Annotated in this window: 23 protein-coding genes; 15 read left to right on the top strand and 8 right to left on the bottom strand. The window is 73.1% G+C overall.

The window, feature by feature from the left end:
- Positions 1-32 precede the first annotated feature (32 nt).
- Entirely contained in the window at positions 33-332 is a 300-nt protein-coding gene (locus tag ABZ318_RS04830; protein WP_356901064.1) for a YciI family protein, read from the top strand.
- Here ABZ318_RS04830 and ABZ318_RS04825 read toward each other — a convergent pair.
- Positions 329-1,414 (bottom strand): oxidoreductase, encoded by a 1,086-nt coding sequence (locus tag ABZ318_RS04825; protein WP_356901063.1) that lies wholly within the window; start codon positions 1,412-1,414, stop codon positions 329-331. The genes ABZ318_RS04830 and ABZ318_RS04825 overlap by 4 nt on opposite strands.
- 76 nt (positions 1,415-1,490) lie before the next feature.
- Between ABZ318_RS04825 and ABZ318_RS04820 the strand changes: the two genes are divergently transcribed.
- The 4 genes from ABZ318_RS04820 (at position 1,491) to ABZ318_RS04805 (ending at position 5,851) form a co-directional block, all read left to right on the top strand.
- Positions 1,491-1,997, top strand: a complete 507-nt coding sequence (locus ABZ318_RS04820) for a (4Fe-4S)-binding protein (protein ID WP_356901062.1) — start codon at positions 1,491-1,493, stop codon at positions 1,995-1,997.
- 251 nt (positions 1,998-2,248) lie between these two features.
- Positions 2,249-2,665: an SsgA family sporulation/cell division regulator gene (locus tag ABZ318_RS04815; protein ID WP_093873203.1), complete on the top strand. Its 417-nt coding sequence runs from the start codon at positions 2,249-2,251 to the stop codon at positions 2,663-2,665.
- Between the two features lie 247 nt (positions 2,666-2,912).
- The gene (locus tag ABZ318_RS04810) at positions 2,913-4,586 is read left to right on the top strand and encodes an ABC-F family ATP-binding cassette domain-containing protein (RefSeq protein WP_356901061.1); all 1,674 of its coding nucleotides are present in this window, start codon (positions 2,913-2,915) and stop codon (positions 4,584-4,586) included.
- Positions 4,587-4,876: 290 nt separating this feature from the next.
- Positions 4,877-5,851 carry an acyl-ACP desaturase gene (locus ABZ318_RS04805; protein WP_356901060.1) on the top strand — a complete coding sequence of 325 codons (975 nt, stop codon included), beginning with the start codon at positions 4,877-4,879 and terminating at the stop codon, positions 5,849-5,851.
- A 101-nt stretch (positions 5,852-5,952) separates the two neighbouring features.
- Here the strand turns inward: ABZ318_RS04805 and ABZ318_RS04800 are convergent, their stop codons facing one another.
- Positions 5,953-6,204: a WhiB family transcriptional regulator gene (locus ABZ318_RS04800; RefSeq protein WP_356901059.1), complete on the bottom strand. Its 252-nt coding sequence runs from the start codon at positions 6,202-6,204 to the stop codon at positions 5,953-5,955.
- A 225-nt stretch (positions 6,205-6,429) separates the two neighbouring features.
- Between ABZ318_RS04800 and ABZ318_RS04795 the strand changes: the two genes are divergently transcribed.
- Positions 6,430-7,224, top strand: a complete 795-nt coding sequence (locus ABZ318_RS04795; protein WP_356901058.1) for an IclR family transcriptional regulator — start codon at positions 6,430-6,432, stop codon at positions 7,222-7,224.
- Positions 7,225-7,279: 55 nt separating this feature from the next.
- The gene (locus tag ABZ318_RS04790; protein ID WP_356901057.1) at positions 7,280-7,951 is read left to right on the top strand and encodes a TetR/AcrR family transcriptional regulator; all 672 of its coding nucleotides are present in this window, start codon (positions 7,280-7,282) and stop codon (positions 7,949-7,951) included.
- Positions 7,952-7,989: 38 nt separating this feature from the next.
- Here ABZ318_RS04790 and ABZ318_RS04785 read toward each other — a convergent pair whose 3' ends face one another.
- Both ABZ318_RS04785 and ligD read right to left on the bottom strand, forming a co-directional pair.
- Entirely contained in the window at positions 7,990-8,892 is a 903-nt protein-coding gene (locus ABZ318_RS04785; protein ID WP_356901056.1) for an alpha/beta hydrolase, read from the bottom strand.
- 117 nt (positions 8,893-9,009) lie between these two features.
- Positions 9,010-10,056 carry a non-homologous end-joining DNA ligase gene (gene ligD / locus ABZ318_RS04780; protein ID WP_356901055.1) on the bottom strand — a complete coding sequence of 349 codons (1,047 nt, stop codon included), beginning with the start codon at positions 10,054-10,056 and terminating at the stop codon, positions 9,010-9,012.
- A 52-nt stretch (positions 10,057-10,108) separates the two neighbouring features.
- Between ligD and ABZ318_RS04775 the strand changes: the two genes are divergently transcribed.
- The 3 genes from ABZ318_RS04775 to ABZ318_RS04765 all read left to right on the top strand — a co-directional run bounded on the left by ABZ318_RS04775 (position 10,109) and on the right by ABZ318_RS04765 (position 13,899).
- Positions 10,109-11,167, top strand: a complete 1,059-nt coding sequence (locus ABZ318_RS04775; protein ID WP_356901054.1) for an ATP-dependent DNA ligase — start codon at positions 10,109-10,111, stop codon at positions 11,165-11,167.
- Positions 11,168-11,492: 325 nt separating this feature from the next.
- Positions 11,493-11,741, top strand: a complete 249-nt coding sequence (locus tag ABZ318_RS04770) for a hypothetical protein (RefSeq protein WP_030686640.1) — start codon at positions 11,493-11,495, stop codon at positions 11,739-11,741.
- A 64-nt stretch (positions 11,742-11,805) separates the two neighbouring features.
- Entirely contained in the window at positions 11,806-13,899 is a 2,094-nt protein-coding gene (locus tag ABZ318_RS04765; protein ID WP_356901053.1) for an MDR family MFS transporter, read from the top strand.
- Between the two features lie 13 nt (positions 13,900-13,912).
- Here ABZ318_RS04765 and ABZ318_RS04760 read toward each other — a convergent pair whose 3' ends face one another.
- Positions 13,913-14,359: a YchJ family metal-binding protein gene (locus ABZ318_RS04760; RefSeq protein WP_356901052.1), complete on the bottom strand. Its 447-nt coding sequence runs from the start codon at positions 14,357-14,359 to the stop codon at positions 13,913-13,915.
- 114 nt (positions 14,360-14,473) lie between these two features.
- Between ABZ318_RS04760 and ABZ318_RS04755 the strand changes: the two genes are divergently transcribed.
- On the top strand, positions 14,474-15,841 hold the full coding sequence (locus ABZ318_RS04755) for a 6-phospho-beta-glucosidase (protein ID WP_356901051.1): 1,368 nt from the start codon (positions 14,474-14,476) through the stop codon (positions 15,839-15,841).
- 45 nt (positions 15,842-15,886) lie between these two features.
- The gene (locus tag ABZ318_RS04750) at positions 15,887-17,776 is read left to right on the top strand and encodes a M64 family metallopeptidase (RefSeq protein ID WP_356901050.1); all 1,890 of its coding nucleotides are present in this window, start codon (positions 15,887-15,889) and stop codon (positions 17,774-17,776) included.
- 57 nt (positions 17,777-17,833) lie between these two features.
- Here ABZ318_RS04750 and ABZ318_RS04745 read toward each other — a convergent pair whose 3' ends face one another.
- The 3 genes from ABZ318_RS04745 to ABZ318_RS04735 all read right to left on the bottom strand — a co-directional run bounded on the left by ABZ318_RS04745 (position 17,834) and on the right by ABZ318_RS04735 (position 19,826).
- The gene (locus ABZ318_RS04745) at positions 17,834-18,640 is read right to left on the bottom strand and encodes an SAM-dependent methyltransferase (protein ID WP_356901049.1); all 807 of its coding nucleotides are present in this window, start codon (positions 18,638-18,640) and stop codon (positions 17,834-17,836) included.
- Between the two features lie 73 nt (positions 18,641-18,713).
- Positions 18,714-18,950: a DUF397 domain-containing protein gene (locus ABZ318_RS04740; RefSeq protein WP_015037566.1), complete on the bottom strand. Its 237-nt coding sequence runs from the start codon at positions 18,948-18,950 to the stop codon at positions 18,714-18,716.
- A complete protein-coding gene (locus ABZ318_RS04735) occupies positions 18,951-19,826 on the bottom strand; it encodes a helix-turn-helix transcriptional regulator (RefSeq protein WP_356901048.1) in 876 nt (291 codons plus the stop codon).
- 271 nt (positions 19,827-20,097) lie between these two features.
- Here ABZ318_RS04735 and ABZ318_RS04730 point away from each other — a divergent pair, with 271 nt between their 5' ends.
- Genes ABZ318_RS04730 through ABZ318_RS04720 form a run of 3 tightly spaced genes read left to right on the top strand, consistent with a single transcriptional unit; the run spans position 20,098 to position 21,758 of the window.
- On the top strand, positions 20,098-20,526 hold the full coding sequence (locus ABZ318_RS04730) for an ATP-binding protein (RefSeq protein WP_356901047.1): 429 nt from the start codon (positions 20,098-20,100) through the stop codon (positions 20,524-20,526).
- A 5-nt stretch (positions 20,527-20,531) separates the two neighbouring features.
- Positions 20,532-21,014 carry a hypothetical protein gene (locus ABZ318_RS04725; protein WP_356901046.1) on the top strand — a complete coding sequence of 161 codons (483 nt, stop codon included), beginning with the start codon at positions 20,532-20,534 and terminating at the stop codon, positions 21,012-21,014.
- Between the two features lie 33 nt (positions 21,015-21,047).
- Positions 21,048-21,758, top strand: a complete 711-nt coding sequence (locus tag ABZ318_RS04720) for a class I SAM-dependent methyltransferase (protein WP_356901045.1) — start codon at positions 21,048-21,050, stop codon at positions 21,756-21,758.
- Positions 21,759-21,783: the final 25 nt, after the last annotated feature.

Here is a 21,783-nt window from a genome sequence, read left to right as displayed (position 1 = left end):
GGGTCGTTGGGGGCACCGGTAGCCTGGCGGTCATGTTCGTACTCGAATTGACCTACACCGCACCCGTCGAGCGGGTGGACGCGCTGCTCGACGCGCACGTCGAGTGGCTCGACGCGTACTACGCCGACGGCGTCTTCCTGGCCTCGGGGCGGAAGAACCCCCGGGACGGCGGGGTGATCCTGGCCGCCGGGGTCGACCGCGCGGAGGTCGAGAAGATCGCGGCGGCCGACCCCTTCGTCGTCGGGGGCGTGTGCACGTACCGGATCACGGAGTTCTACGCGACCAAGACGGCCGACGGGATCGCCGCGTACCGGGAGGAGCTGCCCTCCTAGTCCTTCGTGGCCAGGCGGGCGATGCGGCCCTTCTCGCCGGAGGCCCAGCAGGAGCCGTCCGGGGTGCAGTCGACCGTGTCGTACGAGCCGGTGTCGACCGTGCGCCAGGTGCGGCCGCCGTCGGTGGTGAGGTCGGTGCCGGTCGGGCCGACGGCGAGCGCGGCCGCCTTGCCGTGCGGGAGCCAGGCGACGCCGGAGCGGTAGGCGGGCGGCGGCGTGGCCGAGCTGTGCCAGGTGCGGCCCCCGTCGGTGCTGGCCGCGCCGGCCCGCGACGACGGCTGGTCCTTGCGGTAGTCGCCGCCGACGGCGATGCCGTGCGTGCGGTCGCGGAAGGCGAGTCCGAAGACGCCGCGGGCCGGGTCGCCGGCCGGGATAGGCGTGTCCGTGGCGGTCCAGGTCAGTCCCCGGTCGGCGGAGTGGAGCACGCGCGCGGTGGCGCCGCCGCCCGTCGCGAGCCACACGTCCCGGGGGCCGGCCGACACCAGGCACTGGCCGCTCGCGGCGAAGCCCGCCTCGCCGGGGAGCGCGTCCGGCATCCCGGCGCTCGGCAGGACCTGCCAGGAGCGGCCGCCGTCGCGGGTGGAGAGGATGCGGTACTTCCCGTCGACCGGGTCGCTCATGGCGAGTCCGTGCCGGTGGTCGAAGAAGGTCATGCAGTCGTAGAAGGCCCGCGCGTCGGTGTTCCGGAAGGACTCGGTCCAGGTGGCGCCGCCGTCCTCGGTGCGCAGGACCCGGGAGGCCTCGCCCTCGCCGATGGCGAGGACGACGGCCCGGCGGGCGTCGAAGGCCTCGACGTCGCGGAACTCCAGGTCGCCCGCACCGGCCGGCGATACGTTTCGCCAGCTCCGGCCGCCGTCGGTGGTGCGCAGCACCGTCCCCTTCGAACCCGCGGCCCAGGCGGTCCGGCGGTCGACCGGCGCGAGCCCCCGGAAGCGGGCGTCGGTGCCGGTCGGTGTCAGCTGCCAGCCGGCCGCTGCCGTGGGGGTCTCCCCGGCCCGCGCCGGGGCGGCCAGGGTCAGCGCGAGCGCCGCCCCGATCAGCCCCACCGACATCGTTCGTCTCGTCTTCCCCATGGACGTCATGGCGCCGGAAGCTAGTGCCCCGGGCCGGTCCGCGTCCAGGGTGCGTCCTCGGCCGGGCGTTCCTAGGCTGGGTCGCATGACCGACCGGGCAGGCGACCGTACGGGCGAGCGGGCGGGCGACCAGAAGCCGCGGCCCAAGGAGGACGAGAAGCCGAGGCTCAAGGAGTACGAGGGCGAGGGCATCACCGTCACCTTCGAGCCCCGCCGCTGTCTGCACGCGGCCGAGTGCGTCCACGGCCTGCCGGAGGTCTTCGACCTCTCCCGGCGCCCGTGGGTGCTGCCCGACGCCGCCGAGCCCGCCCGGGTCTCGGAGGTCGTCCGGCGCTGCCCCTCCGGCGCGCTCCAGTACCACCACCGCCCCGAGGACGCCGTCGCCGAGCCCCCGGACTCCCCCACCACGATCCGGCGCACGCCCGCCGGGCAGCTGGTGGTGCGGGGCGACCTCGTCGTGACCGGCGCCCACGGCGACCGGCACGAGACGCGGGTGGTGCTCTGCGGCTGCGGAGCCTCCGGGAGCCAGCCGTACTGCGACCACTCCGGCCCCTGCGCCGAACCGTCCGGCGACGTGCCCGAGGAACGCTGACGGCCGGCCCGGCCACGTGCGCGCGTCCAGGCCCGTCCGAGCCGGGGGCTCCCACCCGCCCCGGCCGTACGCGCACTCCCGACGGCGCCGCCCCGTCCCGCCCTCGCGCCGGGCGCCCCGGAGGACCGGTGACGCAGCTCACGTAGGACCTGAGTGCACTTTCCGGCCGTACCGCTCGTCTTGAGGGGTGTCAGGTGCCCTGGTGTCGGGGAGACGCACAGCACCCGAAGCCCGTGTGAGAGGAGCCGGTCTTGTCCGCCGTCATCGAGCAGGCCGTGCAGGCCCGTCTGGTCGCGTCCGCTCCCCGGATGGAGACCGTCCCCGCCACGCTGCGGTACGACCGGGAGGATCCGTACGCCGTGAGCATGGCCTTCCCGCCGCCGGCGACCCTGGAGGGCGTCGAGGTCTCCTGGGCCTTCGCCCGCGAACTGCTCGTGCAGGGGGTCGAACGCCCGGCCGGGGTCGGGGACGTGCGGCTGCGTCCGTACGGCTACGACCGCACGGTGGTCGAGTTCCACGCCCCGGAGGGGGTGGCCATGGTCCATGTGCGGACCTCCGAGCTGCGCCGCTTCCTGGAGCGCTCGCAGCACCTGGTGCCGGCGGGGCGCGAGCACCAGTACCTGGACTGGGACCAGGACCTCGCGGAGCTGCTCCGCGAGCACCCCTGAGGACCCGACCGCGTAAATCGTTTGCGGGTCTCCCGGCCCGGGTCGTACGGTCCGTACTGACCTTGTCGTCGCCCGATCGGAGAAGGACGTTGCTCGTCTGAGGTTGCGAGACACCGAGCCGCGCGTGCCCCCTGTGCCGCGTCGTGCCGTTCTCGACCTCGGCGTACGAGCCGTTCTCCACACTGCCCGCGCCCCGGTGTCTCCTCGCGTTGCCCCATTTCCACGCTCGCGCGACCGGGAGGCCTCCATGGCGCATCACCCCACTTTCATCACCTGTTCCGCCCTCTCCTTCTCCTGGCCCGACGGCACCGAGGTCCTCGACGACTTCCGGCTCTCGATCGGCCCCGGCCGCACCGGGCTCGTCGGGCTCAACGGCTCCGGCAAGTCCACGCTCCTGAAGCTGATCGCGGGCGAACTGGCCCCGCTGGACGGCACGGTCAAGGTCACCGGTGAGCTCGGTTACCTCCCGCAGAACCTGGTCCTGGACACCTCGCGGCGGGTGGACGAGATCCTCGGCATCGCCGGCAAGCGGGCCGCCCTGCACGCCATCGAGGCGGGCGACGCCGCGGAGGAGCACTTCGCCGCCCTCGGCGACGACTGGGACGTCGAGGAGCGGGCCCGGGCCGTCCTCGACCAGCTCGGACTCGACCAGGTCGGCCTGGACCGGACCGTGGGCGAGATCTCGGGAGGCGAGTCCGTGCTGCTGCGCCTCGCCGCGCTGCTGCTCGCCCGGCCCGACGTGCTGCTGCTCGACGAGCCCACCAACAACCTGGACCTGCACGCCCGCGCCCGGCTGTACGAGGCGGTGGAGAAGTGGTCGGGGGTCCTGGTCGTGGTCAGCCACGACCGGGAACTCCTGGAGCGGGTCGACCAGATCGCCGATCTGCGCGACGGCGAGGTCGCCTGGTACGGCGGCAACTGGACCGCGTACGAGACGGCGCTCGCCGCCGAACAGGAGGCGGCGGAGCGGATGGTGCGGGTCGCCGAGGCCGACGTGCAGCGCCAGAAGCGCGAACTCGCCGATACCCACATGAAGTTGGCCCGCCGCAGGCGGTACGGGCAGAAGAGCTTCGAGAACAGGGTCGCCTCCAAGATCATGGCGAACGGGAACAAGCGCGACGCGCAGGTCACTGCCGGCAAGCAGCGCACCCTGCACGCCGAGCGCCTCTCGGAGGCGCGGGAGCGGCTCGACGCGGCGGTGGAAGCGGTACGGGACGACGACGAGATCCGCGTCGAGCTGCCCCGCACCTCGGTGCCGCCGGGCCGCGAGGTGCTGCACCTGCGGGACCTGGAGCTGCGCCACGGGGCCCGGGTCGACGGCGCGTTCGAGCTGCGCGGCCCGGAGCGGATCGCCCTGGTCGGCCGGAACGGCGCCGGGAAGACGACGCTGCTCCGGACGATCGCCGGGGAGCTGGAGCCGCTGGCGGGCGAGACGGACGCGCGGGTGCCGCTGCGCTTCCTGCCTCAGCGGCTCGACGTGCTCGACGACGGGCTGAGCGTGGTGGAGAACGTGGCGCGCTTCGCACCCGCGGCGACGGCGAACACGATCAGGGCGCGCCTCGCCCGGTTCCTGTTCCGCGGGGCGCGGGCGGACCAGCCCGTCGGCACCCTGTCGGGCGGGGAGCGGTTCCGGGCGACGCTCGCCGCGCTGCTCCTCGCGGAGCCGGCTCCGCAGCTGCTGATGCTGGACGAGCCGACGAACAACCTGGACATGGCGTCGGTGCGGAAGCTGACGGCGGCCCTGGAGGCCTACGAGGGGGCGCTGATCGTGGCGAGCCACGACGTGGCGTTCCTCGAGTCGCTGGGGATCACCCGCTGGCTGCTGCTCGACGGCGGGCTGCGGCCGACGACGGCGGAGGAGATCAGGGGGACGACCCCGAGCCCTCGCCGGAGCGAGGTCCAGGGCCTGACGGCGGGGTGAGACCCGGTCCCGGGGGTAGGAGGGGGTGGAGCGGGCGGTGTGGCGACCGCCTGCTCTGAGGCGTCGGTCATCTGCGCTGTGTAGTCGGCCGCTTGGCCTCCGGCGGCCGACCAGGACGTGACCTGCGTCTCCGGCGCCCCGCCGGAGCTGCGCGCATAACGGAACGTAACCGGACATCGCCGGGACGGGCTTGGCCGACGCCTTACGGAGGCTTAACCTACGGTCTCGTAACCTACGAATCCGTAGGTATACCCGTATGCCCTCCCCGTCCCCCACCCCCAGGAGTTCCCGTGACGCTCACCTCCCCCTCTCTCGGCAGCTCGGCAGAGTGGACCGACGCACGGCTGCTCTACGCGCTGGAAGAGGTCGTGGAGAAGGAGCTCAACCGGCACCTGAAGGTCACCAAGGACTGGATGCCGCACGAGTACGTGCCATGGTCCGACGGCCGGAACTTCCCCGGCCTCTTCGAGGACGGCGAGGCCTGGGAGCCGTCGCAGTCCAAGGTCACCGAGATCGGCAAGATCGCGCTCGTCGTCAACCTGCTCACCGAGGACAACCTCCCGAGCTACCACCACGAGATCGCCAGCCTCTTCGGCCGCAACGGCGCCTGGGGCACCTGGGTGCACCGCTGGACCGCCGAGGAGGGCCGGCACGGCATCGTGATGCGCGACTACCTGCTCGCGTCGCGGGCCGTCGACCCGGACAAGCTGGAGCAGTTCCGGATGGCGCACATGAGCGAGGGCTTCGAGTCCGACAACAGCCACTCGATGCTGCACTCCGTGGCGTACGTGGCCTTCCAGGAGCTCGCCACCCGCATCTCGCACCGCAACACCGGCCACCAGTCCGGCGACCCGGTCTGCGACCGGATGCTGGCGCGCATCGCGCTCGACGAGAACCTGCACATGATCTTCTACCGCAACCTGCTGGGCGCGGCCTTCGAGATCGCCCCCGACCTGACCATGCAGGCCGTACGGGACGTCGTGGTCAACTTCCGGATGCCCGGACACGGCATGCCGGGCTTCGAGCGGGCGGCCGCGCAGATGGCGATCGGCGAGATCTACAACATGCGCATCCACCACGACGACGTCCTCCAGCCCGTCCTGCGCTTCCTCAAGGTCCTCCAGATCGAGGGCCTCGGCCCGGACGGCCTGCGCGCCCAGGAGGAGCTGGGGCTCTACATGGACGGGCTGGACAGCGAGGCGAGCAAGTTCGACGAGAAGCTCGCGGCCCGCAAGGCGCGGATGGCCGCGCGCGCGGCCGGCTGAGCCGACCGCACCTCAGAAGCCGCCGGGCGGCTCGGCGGCTCCCTCGTTCAGAAATCGCCGGGCGGCTCGGCGGCTCTGTCGCTCAGAAACCGCCCGGCGGCTCAGCGGCTCCGTCGCTTGAGACGCCCGCGCTCCTTCTCGGAGAGCCCGCCCCACACCCCGAACCGCTCGTCGTGGGCGAGGGCGTACTCCAGGCACGCCAGGCGCCCCTCGCACGCCCCGCACAGCTGCTTCGCCTCGCGCGTCGAGGAGCCGGGGGCCGGGAAGAAGAACTCCGGGCCGGCCTGGGCGCACAGGGCGTTCTCGCGCCAGGAGAGGTCGGGGGCGGTCAGCACGTCGGTATCCGTCTGCATGACCGACAGCTTGCCCAAGGGCCGTAAACGCGCCATCAACGTTCGATCAATGGCGGATACCCGGCGCCGGGACCCGCGGGGAGTTCGTCGATCGGCCGCCCCCGACCCGGCTCCCATGGCGCGGGACCGCGCATGAACGGAACGTTTCCGACCTCGTCCGGAGCCTGATCCGGCTCCCGCCATGTGGGAGCGTGGGAGCCCGATCACCCACGGGGAGCGAACCCTATGACGACCGAGGCCGGCATCGTCCGACCCCCGGCGGGCGCCCAGGCGGTCCGCCGCGCACTGGACGTGCTGCACTGCTTCCACGACAACGGGCCCGACCTGAGCGCCTCCGACCTCGCGCGCCGGCTCGGGCTCTCCACCTCGACGGCGCACCGGCTGGCCCGCGCCCTGCTCGGCGCGGGCTTCCTGGAGCAGGACGCCCGGACCGCGCGCTACCGGCTCGGTCCGGCGGTGACCGAGCTGGGCCGGCTCGCGTACCACCAGCGGGGGCTGCACCGGGCCGCGCCCGAGCTGTCCGATCTCGCCGAGCGGACGGGGGCGACGGCCGATCTGGCGCTGCGCAGCGGCCCGCACGCGGTGGTCGTGGCGGGCGGCTCGGTGACCCCGAAGGTGGGGCTGCGCCGGCCGCTGCACTCGACGGCGCTCGGGAAGGTGCTGCTCGCGTGGCCCCGGGCGGGTGGGGGCGGCCGGAGCTCGCTGCCGTCGCCGCACGCGTCCACGGAGCGGTCCGTCGTCGAACCGCCCGCCCTGGCGGCCGAGTTGGCACGCGTACGGGAAGCGGGGTACGCCCTCCACGACGACGAGTCGGCCCATGGGGTCCGGACGGTGGCCGTGCCGGTCCTGGAGCGCGCGGGGCACGCCCGGTTCGCGCTCTCGGTGCGCGGGGCCCCCGACCTGATCACCGACGCGCGGCTCGACTGGTACCTGGCGCAGGCGCGGGCCTGCGCACGGGCCCTGGAGGTGCTGTTGCTCGCCCCGGCGGAGCGGCGGGAGCCGGGAGGGCGGGCCGGGTAGCGCCCGGGGCCGCGCGGAAATATCCGCACGGTCGTGCGTTCAGTACGATGGGGCCATGAGCGGCAGCGCCGGGAGCGGCACCGGGACCAAGACGGACGGACGCGTCGAGCGGGGCAACCAGACACGGCGCCTCGTCCTCGGCCGGACGATGGACATCGCCTCGGTCGAGGGGCTCGAAGGCCTGTCCCTGGGACGGATCGCGACCGAGCTGGAGCTGAGCAAGAGCGGCGTCTTCGCCCTCTTCGGCTCCAAGGAGGAGCTCCAGCTCGCCACCGTCAGGGCCGCCGTCGCCGTCTTCGCCGGCCGCGTCGTCACTCCGCTGGAGGACCTGCCGCCGGGCGCGCGGCGGGTGCGCGAGCTGTGCCGGAACTGGCTCGCGTACTCCGCGGAGCGGGTCTTCGCGGGCGGCTGCTTCTTCTACGCGGTCTCGGCCGAGTTCGACGCCCGTACGGGCCCGGTGCACGACGCCGTCGCCGGGACCCGCCGCGACTGGACCGCGTACGTGGAAGAGGCCCTGACGGAGGCGCGTGCCGTCGGGGAGTTCGTCGAGGACCTGGACGTGGAGCAGCTGGCCTTCGAGGTGATCGCCCTCATGGAGGCGGCCAACGCCCAGTCCGTGCTGTTCGGCGACCCCGGCCCGTACGCCCGCGCCGAGCGGGGCATCACGGCCCGCCTGCTCGCCTCGGCCACGGACGAGGGCCGGGCGGCGCTCGCCGATCCGGCCTGACCGGACGCCCCGAAGGCCCCGCGGCGGGCGCCGCCCCCTCACGGCGCCGTCGAGCCGGCGCCCTCGCGCGTGCGGGCCGGCCGCTCCGCGGGGGTGCCCGCCGTGGCGAACTCCACCGCCTCGGCCACGACGTCGGGGTCCGTGAGGATGCGGCGGTGGCCGAGGCCCCGGGTGACGACGAGCCGGGCCCGCCCACCGTGGGCCCCGGCGAGGAACCGCGCCTGGGCCAGAGGCACCATGTCGTCGCCCTCGTCGTGGAACAGCAGGACGGGCGCGCCGAGTTCGTCCGGCGCGTGGTCGGCGCCGAAGCGCTCCCAGACGCCGGGCTCGCCGGGGACGAGCCGCCGCTCGACGTACGCGCGCATGGCCCGCATCACCCGGTCGTCCAGGCCGAGTCCCGCCCGGAAGCCCTCCAGGACCAGGTCGAAGGAGCCGACGCCGCCGAGGCCCACGAAGCGGGAGGTGCGGACGCCGTCGCGGAGGGCGAAGAGGGAGGCGAGGACGCCGAACGAGTGGGCGACGACGGCCTCGAAGTCGCCGTGCCGGGCGTGCAACTCCCGGATGATCTCGCGGTATTCGACGATGTTGCTCGCCCTGCCGGAGGAGTCGCCGTGGCCGGGCGCGTCGAAGGCGACCGGGCTGTATCCCCGCGCGAGGAGCTCCTCGGCGAAGGCGCCGAGCCGCGAGGCGCGGGAGGACCAGCCGTGGACGAGCAGGACGGGCCGCCGGCCGTCGCCCCAGGCGTATGTGACGACCTCCTTGCCGCGGACGCGGAGGCGGTCGGTGCGCGCGCCCGCGAGGAGCGCGGCCTCGCCGGGCCGGAGCCGGGCCCTGCCGAGCGGCCGGACGAAGAGGTGGAAGGCCCAGCGGCCGGCCGGGCCCGAGGCGAGGCGCGCGGTGGCGTTCAGGGCGGTGCGGATGAGCGGAGCCATCGGGTACATGCCGGATCTCCTCGGTCGTCCTGGGTATGAAAAAATGCTAGCACGACCGTTCGTGTTGTTTTAGAGTGGACCATGAGGGCCGGGACGCCCACCCGGAAGCGCCCCGGCCCTCCACTCTTACTCCCCCTCGACCCCCGCCTCCCCCTCGGACCCCTTCTTCGCCCGGCTCGGCTGCACCCGCTTCGGCTCGCCCGGCATCTTCGGGTACTCCGGCGGGTACGGCAGGTCGCCGAGACCGTGTTCCGCCTCGTCCCGCCGGGCCAGTTCGAGCAGCGACTCCAGGCCGAACCGCTCCTCGTCTATGCCGGCGTGGACGTCGCCGACCTCCGCGTACCGGGCCGGCATCGTCCTGATGTCGAAGTCCTGCGGCACGACCTCGCCGATCTCCTCCCACCTCAGCGGCGCCGAGACGGGGGCGTTCGGCCGGGGGCGTACGGAGTAGGCGGAGGCCATCGTGCGGTCCCGGGCCATCTGGTTGTAGTCGACGAAGATCCGCTCACCCCGCTCCTCCTTCCACCACCTCATCGTGACCCGGTCCGGCATCCGCCGCTCCAGCTCCCGGCCACAGGCGATCGCCGCCCGTCTGACCTGGGTGAACGTCCACTCGGGAAGGATGGGCACGAAGACGTGGAGACCCCGGCCGCCGGAGGTCTTCGGCCAGCCGCGCAGTCCGTGCTCGTCGAGGACCGCGCGCAGCTCGTGGGCGGCGCGGACGGCGTCGGCGTAGTCCGTGCCCGGCTGGGGGTCGAGGTCGATGCGGAGCTCGTCGGGGTGGTCGGTGTCGTCCCGGCGCACCGGCCAGGGGTGGAAGGTGACGGCGCCGAGGTTGGCCGCCCAGAGCACGGCCGCCGGCTCGGTGGGGCACATCTCGTCGGCCGTCCGGCCGCTGGGGAAGGTGATGCGGGCCGTCGGGATCCAGTCCGGGAGGTTCTTCGGGGCGCGCTTCTGGAAGAAGGACTCGCCGGCCACCCCGTCGGGGTAGCGCTCCAGGGTGGTGGGGCGGTTCCGCAGGGCGCGGGTGACGCCGTCGCCCACGGCCAGGTAGTACCGGACCAGGTCCAGCTTGGTGTAGCCGGGTTCCGGGAAGTACACCTTGTCAGGGCTGGAGATCCGTACGGTCCGGCCGCCGACTTCGAGTTCCACCGCTGCCGCCTTGCCTGCCATGCCGGTCAGCCTAGGGCTCGCCGACAAGTACCGCATACCAGACAATCTCCCCATGGATCTTCCGGTGATGCCGCCCGTGAAACCGATGCTGGCCAAGTCCGTGCAGCGGATCCCGCCCGGGATGCTCTACGAGGCGAAGTGGGACGGCTTCCGTGCGATCGTGCACCGGGACGGGCCGGAGCTCGTCATCGGCAGCCGGACGGGCAGGCCGCTCACCCGCTACTTCCCCGAGCTGGTCGAGGCGCTGACGGCCCGGCTGCCGGAGCGCTGCGTCGTCGACGGGGAGATCGTCGTCGAGCACGACGGCCGCCTCGACTTCGACCGGCTCGCGGAGCGGATCCATCCGGCCGCCTCCCGGATCCGCCTGCTCGCCGGGACCACCCCGGCCCGGTTCATCGCCTTCGACCTGCTCGCCCTCGGGGACGAGGCGCTGCTCGACGCCCCGCTGAGCGAGCGCCGAGCGGCCCTGGAGCGGGCCCTCGCCGGAGTCGACGCGCCCGTCCACCTGGCCCCCGCGACCCGGGACCCCGCACTCGCGGCGCGCTGGTTCGAGCAGTACGAGGGCGCCGGCCTCGACGGGGTGATCGCCAAGCCCCTCGACCTGGCGTACCAGCCGGACGCCCGCCTCATGTACAAGATCAAGCACGAGCGGACGGCCGACGTCGTCGTGGCCGGATACCGCTTCCACAAGAGCGGGCCGGTCGTCGGCTCGCTGCTGCTCGGACTGTACGACGAGCAGGGCGTCCTCCAGCACGTCGGCGTGTGCGCGGCCTTCACCGCCGCCCGCCGCGCCGAGCTCGTCGAGGAGCTGGAGCCGCTCCGGACGGACCCCCGGGACGGGCACCCGTGGGCGGCGTGGACGGACGAGGCGGCGCACGAGAGTGCCCGGCTGCCGGGCGCCCCCAGCCGCTGGTCGGGCAAGAAGGACCTGTCGTGGGTGGCGCTGCGGCCGGAGCGGGTCTGCGAGGTCGGCTACGACCACATGGAGGGGGACCGCTTCCGCCACACCGCGCAGTTCAAGCGGTGGCGCCCGGACCGGACGCCGGAGTCCTGCGGCTACGGACAGCTGAAGGAGCCCGTCTCGTACGACCTGGCGGAGATCTTCACGTAGGCGCCGCCCGCCCGGGAGAGCCGGCCGAGCGCAACGTGAGATGCCACACATTCGGCATGCCCGAATCGCCCGCGTCCGCGTCGGCCTCCGAGCGACGCGCGGAGCCGGTGAACGACACGGCGGCCGCCGCCCGGCCCCGTACCTGCGGGAACGCCCCGGCCGCCGGCCGCCGGCGCCGCCCGGTCCGCCCCGTCCGCTCCCCCGGTGGGCCGCCCCGCCGTCGCCCGGCCGTGACACCGCGGTGCCGGAACCCGTACGGCCATCCGGTACGTATGGAGAGGAAACCCTTCCGTACCCTCCCCGGACCGACTAGGACTGACCCGTGATCACCTCGCCCTCGCGCCTCGTTCCCGTTCCCATCCCCGACAGCGTGGCCGCGATGATCGGCGCCTGCCTGCCGCTGCACGTCCTCCAGGCCGAGGTCGACGCGGACTGCGCGGCGCGCGAGGTGTACCGCTTCCGGGGACCGCTCTGCGCGGAGGACCGGGCGGACCGCGAGCACGCGCTCGCCGCCCTGGCGCGGGCCAACAAGATCCTCGCCAAGCACCACCCCCGACTGCCCGTCACCCCCTGACGGGGTACACCCCTCCGGTCGCCCCCCGCATGCGTGAGGGCGGTGGCGGTGTGACGCTGCGAGAGTGACCACGACCAGCGACGCAGCGCCCGCGCCCCCGGCCGCCACCGAGCCGCCCGTGCTCGACAGCCGCCGCCGCAACATCGTCTTCGGCACGATCATGCTGGGCGTCCTCCTCGCCGCCCTCGACCAGACGATCGTCGGCACCGCCCTGCCCACGATCGTCTCGGACCTCGGCGGCGCCGCCCACATGTCCTGGGTGGTCACCTCGTACCTGCTGGCGGAGACGGTCGCGACCGTCCTCGTCGGCAAGTTCGGCGACCTCTTCGGCCGCAAGGTGATCTTCCAGATCTCCGCGGTCGTCTTCATCACCGGCTCGTTCCTCTGCGGACTCGCCACCAACATGACGCTGCTGATCGTCTGGCGCGGCCTCCAGGGCGTCGGCGCCGGCGGTCTGATGGTCACCTCGATGGCGCTGATCGCCGATGTGATCCCCCTGCGCGACCGCGGCAAGTACCAGGGCGCGATCGGAGCCGTGTTCGGCGTCTCGACCGTCATCGGCCCGCTCCTCGGCGGTCTGTTCACCGACCACCTCAGCTGGCGCTGGGCCTTCTACGTGAACGTCCCCATCGCGATCCTCGTCGTCATCGCCGCCGCCCGCTCGATCCCCTCGGTACGCTCGGCCAGCCGCCCCGTCATCGACTACGCCGGCATCGCCTTCGTCGCCGTCGGCTCCAGCGCCCTGATCCTGGCGACCAGTTGGGGCGGCAACGAGTACGCCTGGGGCTCCGGCGTCATCATCGGACTCTTCGCGGGCGGTCTCGTCGCCCTGGCCCTGTTCTGCTGGGTCGAGACCCGGGCGGTCCAGCCCATGCTGCCCATGCGGCTGTTCCGGAACCCGGTCTTCACCGTCTGCTCCGTGCTCAGTTTCGTGGTCGGCTTCGCCATGCTCGGCGCGATGACCTTCCTGCCGACCTATCTGCAGTACGTCGACGGGGAGTCGGCGACCATGTCCGGCATCCGCACCCTGCCCATGGTCGTCGGCCTGCTCATCGCCTCGATCTTCAGCGGCAACGTCGTCAGCAAGACCGGCCACTACCGGGCCTTCCCGATCGTCGGGTGCCTGGTGATGGGCGTCGGCCTCTTCCTGCTCTCCCTCATGGGGCCGGACACCGGCACCTGGCTGGAATCGCTGTACATGTTCGTCCTCGGCACCGGCATCGGCCTGTGCATGCAGGTCCTGACCATCGCCGTGCAGAACACCGTCGACTACGCCGACCTCGGCACCGCCACCTCCGGCGTCACCTTCTTCCGCACCCTCGGCAGCTCCTTCGGCACGGCCGTCTTCGGCACGATCTACGCCAACTCCCTCCGCCCCCGCCTCACCACCGGCGTCAGCGAGGCCACGGCCGTCGCCGGGAGCCTCGGCGTCGACCCGGGCGGCGTCGCACAGGCCGCGCAGAGCCCGGCGGGGCTCCACGGACTGCCCCCGCGGGTCGCCGAGCCGATCGTCCAGGCGTACGCGGACACCCTCCAGACCGTCTTCCTCTGGACCGTGCCGGTCGCGGCCGTCGGCTTCGTCGTCGCCCTCTTCCTCAAGCAGGTCGAGCTGCGCGACTCGGCCCGCTCCGCCGCCCCCGACATGGGCGAGGGCTTCGGCTCCCCCACCATGTCCGGCGACTCGGAGAAGCTCCTCGAACTGGTCGTCGGCCGGATCCTGCGACGGCAGGACATGGACACCGCCCGCCGGATCGTCGGCGACTCCGACACCCGGCTCGACTTCGCCGGGGCCTGGGCGGTCATGCAGGTCGAGCTCTACACCCGGACCGTCGGGCACGCCAGCCTGGGCCTGATCTCGGCCGGGCGGCGCGTGCCGCCGGAGGTGCTGCTGCCGGTCTTCGACCGGATGGTCGACGAGGGCTTCCTGACGCGGGACGGCAACCTGCTCTCCCACACCCCGGCGGGCAGGCGCGAGGCGGACGTCATCACGCACGCCTGGGGCGACTGGCTGGCGGACCGGGTCGAGCAGGAGCGCGGCCGGCCCAGCGGGCCCGAGCTGCGGGTGGCGACGGACGCCATCGCCAAGAGGATCGTGGCCGAGGACCTCGCGAGCGGCCTGCCGAGGGAACGGGTGGCGGTGGGGGCGGGCGCGCGCTGAGCCCGGGCCCGGCTCAGTCCGGGAAGTCGCCGTCCACGTACACCCACGCGCCCTCGTGACGGGCGAAACGGCTCCGCTCGTGGAGGGAGCCGGCCTCACCGCCGTGGACGTAGCGGGCCGTGAAGGTGACGGTGCCGTGCCGGTGGAAGGCGGTGCCCTCGGTGGTCCCCTCGATCTCCAGGCCGGCCCAGCGCGTCCCCGGGTCGAAGTCGACCTCGCCCGGCCGTGTCTCCGGCGCCCAGGTACGCAGCAGATAGGCCTCGTCGCGGACGACGAAGGCGCTGTAGCGGGAGCGCATGAGGAGCTCGGCGGTGGGCGCCGTGCCGCCGGTGCCCGAGTGGAACCGGCCGCAGCACGCGCCGTACGCGGCGTCGAGACCGCAGGGGCAGGGCGAGGTCGCGGTCACGGCGGGCGCGGCGGCGGCCGGGGACGTGCGGGGGCGGGTCTTGCGTCGGGACATGGCGTCATTGTCCCCCACCCGGAGGGCCGCGGAGGCGCCCGGCATGCGGACGGCCCCGTGGACGGCGGCCCGGAATCCCGCTGCTCGGAGGGCTCGCCCGAGTAGCGTACGGGCATGAAACTGACGATTCTCGGAGGCGGCGGATTCCGGGTGCCGCTGGTGTACGGCGCCCTGCTCGGCGACCACGCCGAGGGGCGGGTCACCCACGTCACCCTGTACGACCTCGACGAGGGGCGGCTGTCGGCCATCGCGCGGGTCCTCGCGGACCAGGCGGAGGGGGTGCCGGCCGCGCCGGCGGTGACGGCGACGACGGACCTGGACGAGGCGCTGCGCGGGGCGGACTTCGTGTTCTCGGCGATCCGGGTCGGCGGTCTGGAGGGGCGGGCGGCCGACGAGCGGATCGCGCTCGCCGAGGGCGTGCTCGGCCAGGAGACGGTGGGGGCGGGCGGCATCGCGTACGGGCTGCGGACCGTGCCCGTGGCGGTCCGCATCGCCCGGAGGATCGCCGAACTCGCCCCCGACGCCTGGGTCATCAACTTCACCAACCCGGCCGGGCTGGTCACGGAGGCGATGTCCCGGGTGCTCGGCGACCGGGTCATCGGCATCTGCGACTCCCCCGTGGGCCTCGGCCGCCGGGTCGCCCGCGTCCTGGGCGCGAACCCGGACGAGGCCTGGATCGACTACGCGGGCCTCAACCACCTGGGCTGGCTGCGGGGACTGCGGGTGGGCGGCCGGGACGTGCTGCCGCGGCTGCTCGCCGACGAGGAGGCGCTCGGCTCCTTCGAGGAGGGCCGGCTCTTCGGCCCGGAGTGGCTGCGCTCGCTCGGCGCGATCCCCAACGAGTACCTGCACTACTACTACTTCAACCGGGAGGCGGTCCACGCCTACCGGACGGCCGAGCGGACGCGCGGAGCGTACCTGCGGGACCAACAGGGCTGCTTCTACGAGGAGATGGGCAAGCCCGACACCCCGGCCCTCACCGCCTGGCACCGTACGCTCGCCGACCGCGAGGCCACCTACATGGCCGCCAACCGGGAGGCCGCCGGGATCGGGGAGCGCGACGAGGAGGACCTGGAGTCGGGCGGCTACGAGAAGGTGGCGCTCGCGCTCATGCGGGCGATCGCCCGGGACGAGCGGTCCACGCTGATCCTCAACGTGCGCAACGGCTCGACGCTCTCGGTGCTCGACGCGGACGCGGTGATCGAGGTGCCGTGCCTCGTGGACGCGAACGGCGCCCACCCGGTGTCGGTGGCCCCGCTGCCGTACCACGCCGTCGGTCTGGTGACCGCCGTGAAGGCGGTGGAGCGCGAGGTGCTCGCCGCCGTGGAGAGCGGCTCGCGGGCGACGGCCGTCAAGGCCTTCGCGCTGCACCCGCTGGTGGACTCGGTGGCGGTGGCCCGCCGTCTCGTGGAGGGCTACACGGCGGAGCACCCGGGGCTGGCCTGGCTGCGAAGCCGAGACGGCCGGGCAGCGGACGGCTGACGAACACCTTTACGAGGCAGGGGGCGCGGCCTAGGCTCGCGCCCCATGACCTCACAGCGCAAGGGAGTTCGACGTGCGGCGGCCCGCCTCGCCGCGGTCTGTCTGCTGGCCGCCGGCCTGGTGGGAACCACGCCGGCGGCCGCCGGGACGCCCACGCCGGGCGAGGGGCCGGCCGTCGTCCCCGTGCAGACCACCGGGCCCGCCGACCGGCGGTTCAACCTGGTGTTCATGGGCGACGGCTACACCGCGGCGGAGATGCCGGCGTTCCGGGCGGACCTGGAGCGGCACCTCAACACCCTGTGGTCCATCGAGCCCTTCGCCTCGTACCGCTCGTACGTCAACGTGTGGGCGGTGGAGGTCCCCTCGGCGGAGTCCGGGGTGGACTGCGACCCGGGTCTCACCGCCCCCGCCCGCGACACGGCGCTCGACATGGGCTTCTGGGGCGGCTGCGATCCGGACAGCGTGCAGCGGCTGCTCACCGTCGACAGCCGGAAGGCCGGCGCGCTCGCCGACCTCGTCCCCGGCACGAGCCGAGCCAACCGGCAGATCGTCGCCCTCGCCCACAGCGACACCTACGGTGGCGCGGGCGGGAGTTACGCCACGGCCTCCGGCGGCAACGCGCTCTCCTCGCTCATCACCCCGCACGAGATAGGGCATTCGCTCGGCGGCCTCCAGGACGAGTACGACTACTACGCGCGCGGCGTCCCGGGCGGGGCCTACGAGGGACCCGAGCCGTCCTCCGCCCACCACACGCTCCTGACGGAGGAGCAGATGCGGGAGCAGCGGGCCAAGTGGTGGCGCTGGCTCGGCGAGGAGAGCGAGTCCGGCGGGGTCGTCGGCCGCCACGAGGGCGGGATGTACAGCACGAAGGGCGTCTGGCGCCCGAGCCGGCACTCCCTCATGAAGACCCTCGGCTACGCCTTCGACCAGGTGGAGCGCGAGGTGATGGTCCGGGCGATCTCGGCGAAGGTGGACCTGGTCCAGGACCACACCCCGGACACGGCGCCGATCGGGGCGGACCGCACGGTGTGGGTGGACACCCTGCACCCGGTGGGCGGCGCGCTCTCCGTGACCTGGAAGCTGGACGGCCGGACCCTCGACACCCGCGGCGCCCGCACCGTCGACCTGAGGAGGCTGCGGGTCTCCCCCGGCACGCACGCCCTGACGGCGACGGTCACCGACCCGACGCCCTTCGTCCGCGACCCGGCGGTCCGCGCCTCGGCGGCGCTCACCCGGACCGTCGGCTGGACGGTGGACCCCTCGCTGACCACCGTACGGAGTCCGGAGCCTCCCCGCTTCACCGGGCACACCCCGACCGGGTCCCCCGTGGGCGCCCGGAGCGTCGTCCACGCGGAGACCACCCACGCGGTGGACGCCACCCCCGCCGTGCGCTGGCGGCTGGACGGCCGTCCGGTCGCGACGGCCGGCCTCAACGACCGTGACCTGGACCTGCGTTCGCTGCGGATCGCACCGGGCGCCCACACCCTCACGGCCCGTCTCGCGGGCACGGAGAAGGAGTTGAGCTGGACGGTGGACGCCCGCCCGGCCACGGCCGCGTACGAACTGTCCGAGCCGCTGCGGACGGTACGGCGTCCCGGGCGCCCCGTGGAGTACGTCTACGACGACGCGTTCACGATGCGGCTGACCGCGCGCGACGACCAGGAGGGTGCCGTGGTGAGCCAGTTCCGGGTCGACGGCGACGGCTGGTACACGTACTACGGCTGGCCGACGGACGCCTCCGCGCCCTTCCGCTTCTCGCCGGGCGGCACGGTGATCGACGACCTGGTGTACGGGAAGCTGGGCCGGAGCCGGGCGGTGCCGTGGGACGACGCGACCCCGGACTACGGCACGCACACCGTCGAGTACCGGACGATCGACGCGGCCGGCAACATCGGCCGGGCACGGAGCTTCCTGGTGACGCTGGTGAAGCCGTAGCGGGACGAAGGGGGCCCGCCGACGATGCCGGCGGGCCCCCTTCGCGTACGGATCGGGTCAGGGCTTGCGGGCCACCGCGGCCCACCCCGGGATGGGGTCGTCGCCCTGGACCGGGACGGGCTCGCCCAGCTCCGGGTGCCACTCGGCGGTGAGCGAGACCCCGGGCTCGACGAACTCGAGGCCGTCGAAGAACGCGGCCAGCTCGTCGCGCGAGCGGGGCCGCAGGGTCAGCCCGCGCGCCTTGTACATGGCGGCGGCCTGCGCCGCGCCCTCGGGGTTGAAGTCCCCGGTGACGTGCGAGAGCACCAGGTAGCTGCCCGGCGCGAGCTTCTCGACGATCTTGGAGACCAGTTCGTACGCGCCGTCCTCGTCCCCCACGAAGTGCAGCAGGGCGAGCATCGACAGCGCGATGGGCTGGTCGAAATCAAGGACCTTTCCGGCCCTTTCGAGGATGATCTCGGGCTCGCGGGCGTCCGCCTGGATGTACTCGGTGGCCCCCTCCGGGGTCGAGCGCAGCAGGGCGGCCGCGTGCGCGAGCACGATCGGGTCGTTGTCGCAGTAGACGATGCGGGACTCCGGCGCGGCCTCCTGCGCGATCTGGTGCAGGTTGGGCTCGGTCGGGATGCCCGTGCCGACGTCCAGGTACTGGCGGACGCCGTGGGCGCTGAGCCAGCGGATGGCGCGGTGCATGAAGGCCCGGTTGACGCGGGCCATGTCCCGGCCCCGGGCGTCGACGGTGAGCAGCTGGCGCGCCATCGCCTCGTCGACCGGGTAGTTGTCCTTGCCACCCAGGAACCAGTCGTACATGCGCGCCGGATGCGGCTTGCTGGTGTCGATCCGTACGGCTGCGGGTTCCTGGGTCATCGGCTCTCCTGGTCGGGTTGAACGGGTGGCGCTGCTACAAGAGTTACGCGATGGTAGGGCTGGGGCGGAAGGTTCAGGTGAGCAGAAAGTCAGCCTGACCGGATTTGGCACCCTGGATGAAAGCGGCGATCTCCCCGTGGGTGTAGATGAGCGCTGGTCCTTCAGGGTCTGCGGACTGTCGCACGGCGACCCTGCCGTCGGCCAGCTTCATGGCCTCCACGCAGTTGCCCCCGTTCCCACCGCTCCAGGGCTTGTGCCAACCCTCGGCACCGAGCTCCGCGGCGGGCATGCCGTTGTATATGCGATCCATTCACAGCTCCTTGCGGAGATTCCGGAGAATCTCCTTCGTGCGTTGTGCAGTCGCGGCCTGCGCCGCCATGCGGTCCATGACCTCCAGGTGGGATGCCACCTCGGGACGCGCGTCGAGATAGACCGCGCCGGTCAGGTACTCGCTGTAGACCATGTCCGGGAGTTCGGGCATGGCGAAGCGGAAGAGGACGAACGGTCCGTAGGTGCCGGGGTGGTGGCCGGACGCGAACTCCGCGATCTGCAGGGTGACGTTCGGCAGCTCGGACGCTTCGAGCAGCCGGTCGAGCTGGTCGCGCATCACTTCGGGCCCGTCACCGACCGGTCGGCGGAACACCGTCTCGTCCATGATCACCCAGAGCTTCGGGGCGTCGTCCCTGGCCAGCAGGGACTGGCGCTCCATCCGCAGGGCTACATGGCGCTCGGTGTCCTCGTCCTTGCCGGCATCGCTGCCGCCACCGACCGCCCCGCTGCGCAGAATGGCGCGGGCGTACTCCTCGGTCTGGAGCAGACCGGGGACGAACTGGGGTTCATAGGCCCGGATGAGACTGGCCGCCCCCTCCAGGCTGACGTACATGGAGAACCAGCCGGGCAGCACGTCGTGGAACCGCTGCCACCAGCCGGGGAGGTTGGCCTCCTCCGCGAGGGCGACGAAGCCCTCCGCCTCGGAGTCCGTGATCCCGTACTCCTTCAACAGGAGCTGCACGTAAGGGATCTTCAGCGCGACCTCGGCGGTCTCCATCCGCCGGACGGTGGCCGGGGCCACTCGGAGGATCTTCGCGGCCTCTTCCCGCTTCATGCCGGCCCGCTCGCGCAGGTCCTGCAGACGCTTTCCGAGGACGACCTGTCCCACCGTGGGGGCGGACCGCGGCTCGCTCACTCTCAGACCTCCCCGACGCGCTGTTTCGATGAGTGTGCCACGAAGCCCGGCCAGAGAGAACACAGCACTCTGCAATTTTCAGAGTGCCACTTGCCAAGTGTCCGACTCAGGAGGACAGTGTTCCGGTGAACCAGTACACGCTGCCGCCGTGCGCCACCGCGCCACGGCGACAGCGCCGTACGGCAGTCCTGCCCACTGTTGTGAGGAACCGGTCGTGGCTTCTGGTAACGCGCAGCCCTCAGGTCTCATGAGCCCTCGAGCCCCTCGGGTCATGGCCCAGCGCCCCCACCACACCGATCCCGTCCGCCGCTTCGCCTTCGAGCTCCCGGCCCTCACCGGCTCCGTCGCCCGGGCCCGCCGGCTCGCGGAGGAGCGGCTCATCCTCTGGGGCTGCGGCCCCGAGATACGCGACACGGTCGCCCTCGTCGTCTCCGAACTCGTCACCAACGCCGTCGTGCACACCGCGAGCGACCGCGTCGTCTGCGAGCTCCGCGAAGGAGAGGACACCCTGCGGATAGCCGTACGGGACGAGGGCGGCCCCGCCGGACCCCGGATACGCGACTGCGGCGAGGAGGAACGCGGCCGCGGACTCCTCATCGTCGACGCGCTCTGCACCGCCTGGGGCGCCGACCGCACCGGCCTCGGCACGGCACAGATCGTCTGGGCGGAACTCGCCCACGGCATGGGGGAACCGTGCTGAGGTCGATGGCGATCCGCATGCTCCCGCGGTCCTTCAGGACCCCCGAGGCCGCCTCCGTGACGGTCCCGCGCCGCTCACCGGAATCCCTCCTCGGCCCCGGCGACCGCCTCCGGGGCGCGCACGAGCTCGGCGCCACCCTCCTCTCCGTGCCCGTCGGACTCCACACCGGGCTCGGCTGCGACGCCGTCGGCGTCCCCGCCCGCTTCGGCTTCAAGATCCTCTCCCGGCTCCCCGCCAAGGGCTGTGTCTACGCCGACTCCGACTGGTGGTGGTGGCTCGTCCCCGCCGGCTCCGACCACGACCTCACCTGGCCGCTGCCCGCCTGCTACGCGCCCGGCGCCGAGATCCCGGACCGCGGCCCGCGCCTCATCCACCGCCCCGACGGCACCTCCCCCTACACCCCGCCGATCCCCCTCTACCTCCTCGTCTGCCAGCTGACGGGCACCACCCCGTCCTGGCCGGCACCCCCGGTGGGCAGCACGCTCTGACACGCGGGGCCTGTGGCCCCTAGGCTCGGTGCCATGTTCACCCCGCAGGGCCCCAGTCTCCGCGAGCTGGCCGTTCAGGCCCTCTCCTCGGTCGAGCACGGCTACGACCTGCTCGCGGGCACGTTCGACGCGACTCCCTTCCGCACCTCCGACCGCCTCCTCGACGCGGTCGCCGAGACCCTGGAGAGCCTCGGCCCCTTCGGCTCGGGCCTCGACGTCTGCTGCGGCACCGGCGCCGGCCTCGGCGTGCTCCGCTCGGTCTGCGCGGACCGGATCACCGGCGTCGACTTCAGTACGGGCATGCTGGCCCGGGCCCGGGACGCCCACCCGGACGCCGACCTGGTCCGCGCCGACGCCCTGGCCCTCCCCTTCGCCCCGGCCTTCGACCTGGCGGTCAGCTTCGGCGCCTTCGGCCACTTCCTCCCGGCCGCCCAGCGCGCCCTCTTCGCCCAGGTCCACACGGCCCTGCGCCCCGGCGGCACCTTCGCCTTCCCGCTCCCCGCGCCCCCGCCGGTCGGATCCCGCCTCTACTGGGCCCTGTGGGGCTTCGACGCGGCGATGCGCGTCAGAAACGCCCTCTGGCGGCCGCCGTTCGTCATGTACTACCGCACCTTCCGCCTCGCGGACGTCCGCACCCGACTGGAGGAGGCGGGCTTCGAGGTCACCCTCGTCCCGATCGAATCCCTGGGCCGCCGCGAGGACGGCAGCCCGCGGTGCAGGCTGGTGGTGGCGCGGAAGGCGTAGGGCGCGGCGGGGAAACGGAAAGTGC

This window comes from Streptomyces sp. NPDC006197, from assembly GCF_040613865.1.
In the GTDB taxonomy this organism is placed as follows: Bacteria; Actinomycetota; Actinomycetes; order Streptomycetales; family Streptomycetaceae; genus Streptomyces.
Note: the sequence above shows the minus strand (reverse complement) of the source record. Positions and strands in the feature narration are given on the sequence as shown.

Coding starts and splice junctions, on each gene's coding strand:
- ABZ318_RS04830 (WP_356901064.1), top strand. CDS start 33: ATGTTCGTACTCGAATTGACCTACACCGCACCCGTCGAGCGGGTGGAC.
- ABZ318_RS04825 (WP_356901063.1), bottom strand. CDS start 1,414: ATGACGTCCATGGGGAAGACGAGACGAACGATGTCGGTGGGGCTGATC.
- ABZ318_RS04820 (WP_356901062.1), top strand. CDS start 1,491: ATGACCGACCGGGCAGGCGACCGTACGGGCGAGCGGGCGGGCGACCAG.
- ABZ318_RS04810 (WP_356901061.1), top strand. CDS start 2,913: ATGGCGCATCACCCCACTTTCATCACCTGTTCCGCCCTCTCCTTCTCC.
- ABZ318_RS04800 (WP_356901059.1), bottom strand. CDS start 6,204: ATGCAGACGGATACCGACGTGCTGACCGCCCCCGACCTCTCCTGGCGC.
- ABZ318_RS04795 (WP_356901058.1), top strand. CDS start 6,430: ATGACGACCGAGGCCGGCATCGTCCGACCCCCGGCGGGCGCCCAGGCG.
- ABZ318_RS04790 (WP_356901057.1), top strand. CDS start 7,280: ATGAGCGGCAGCGCCGGGAGCGGCACCGGGACCAAGACGGACGGACGC.
- ABZ318_RS04785 (WP_356901056.1), bottom strand. CDS start 8,892: ATGTACCCGATGGCTCCGCTCATCCGCACCGCCCTGAACGCCACCGCG.
- ligD (WP_356901055.1), bottom strand. CDS start 10,056: ATGGCAGGCAAGGCGGCAGCGGTGGAACTCGAAGTCGGCGGCCGGACC.
- ABZ318_RS04775 (WP_356901054.1), top strand. CDS start 10,109: ATGGATCTTCCGGTGATGCCGCCCGTGAAACCGATGCTGGCCAAGTCC.
- ABZ318_RS04760 (WP_356901052.1), bottom strand. CDS start 14,359: ATGTCCCGACGCAAGACCCGCCCCCGCACGTCCCCGGCCGCCGCCGCG.
- ABZ318_RS04755 (WP_356901051.1), top strand. CDS start 14,474: ATGAAACTGACGATTCTCGGAGGCGGCGGATTCCGGGTGCCGCTGGTG.
- ABZ318_RS04750 (WP_356901050.1), top strand. CDS start 15,887: ATGACCTCACAGCGCAAGGGAGTTCGACGTGCGGCGGCCCGCCTCGCC.
- ABZ318_RS04745 (WP_356901049.1), bottom strand. CDS start 18,640: ATGACCCAGGAACCCGCAGCCGTACGGATCGACACCAGCAAGCCGCAT.
- ABZ318_RS04740 (WP_015037566.1), bottom strand. CDS start 18,950: ATGGATCGCATATACAACGGCATGCCCGCCGCGGAGCTCGGTGCCGAG.
- ABZ318_RS04730 (WP_356901047.1), top strand. CDS start 20,098: ATGGCCCAGCGCCCCCACCACACCGATCCCGTCCGCCGCTTCGCCTTC.
- ABZ318_RS04725 (WP_356901046.1), top strand. CDS start 20,532: ATGGCGATCCGCATGCTCCCGCGGTCCTTCAGGACCCCCGAGGCCGCC.
- ABZ318_RS04720 (WP_356901045.1), top strand. CDS start 21,048: ATGTTCACCCCGCAGGGCCCCAGTCTCCGCGAGCTGGCCGTTCAGGCC.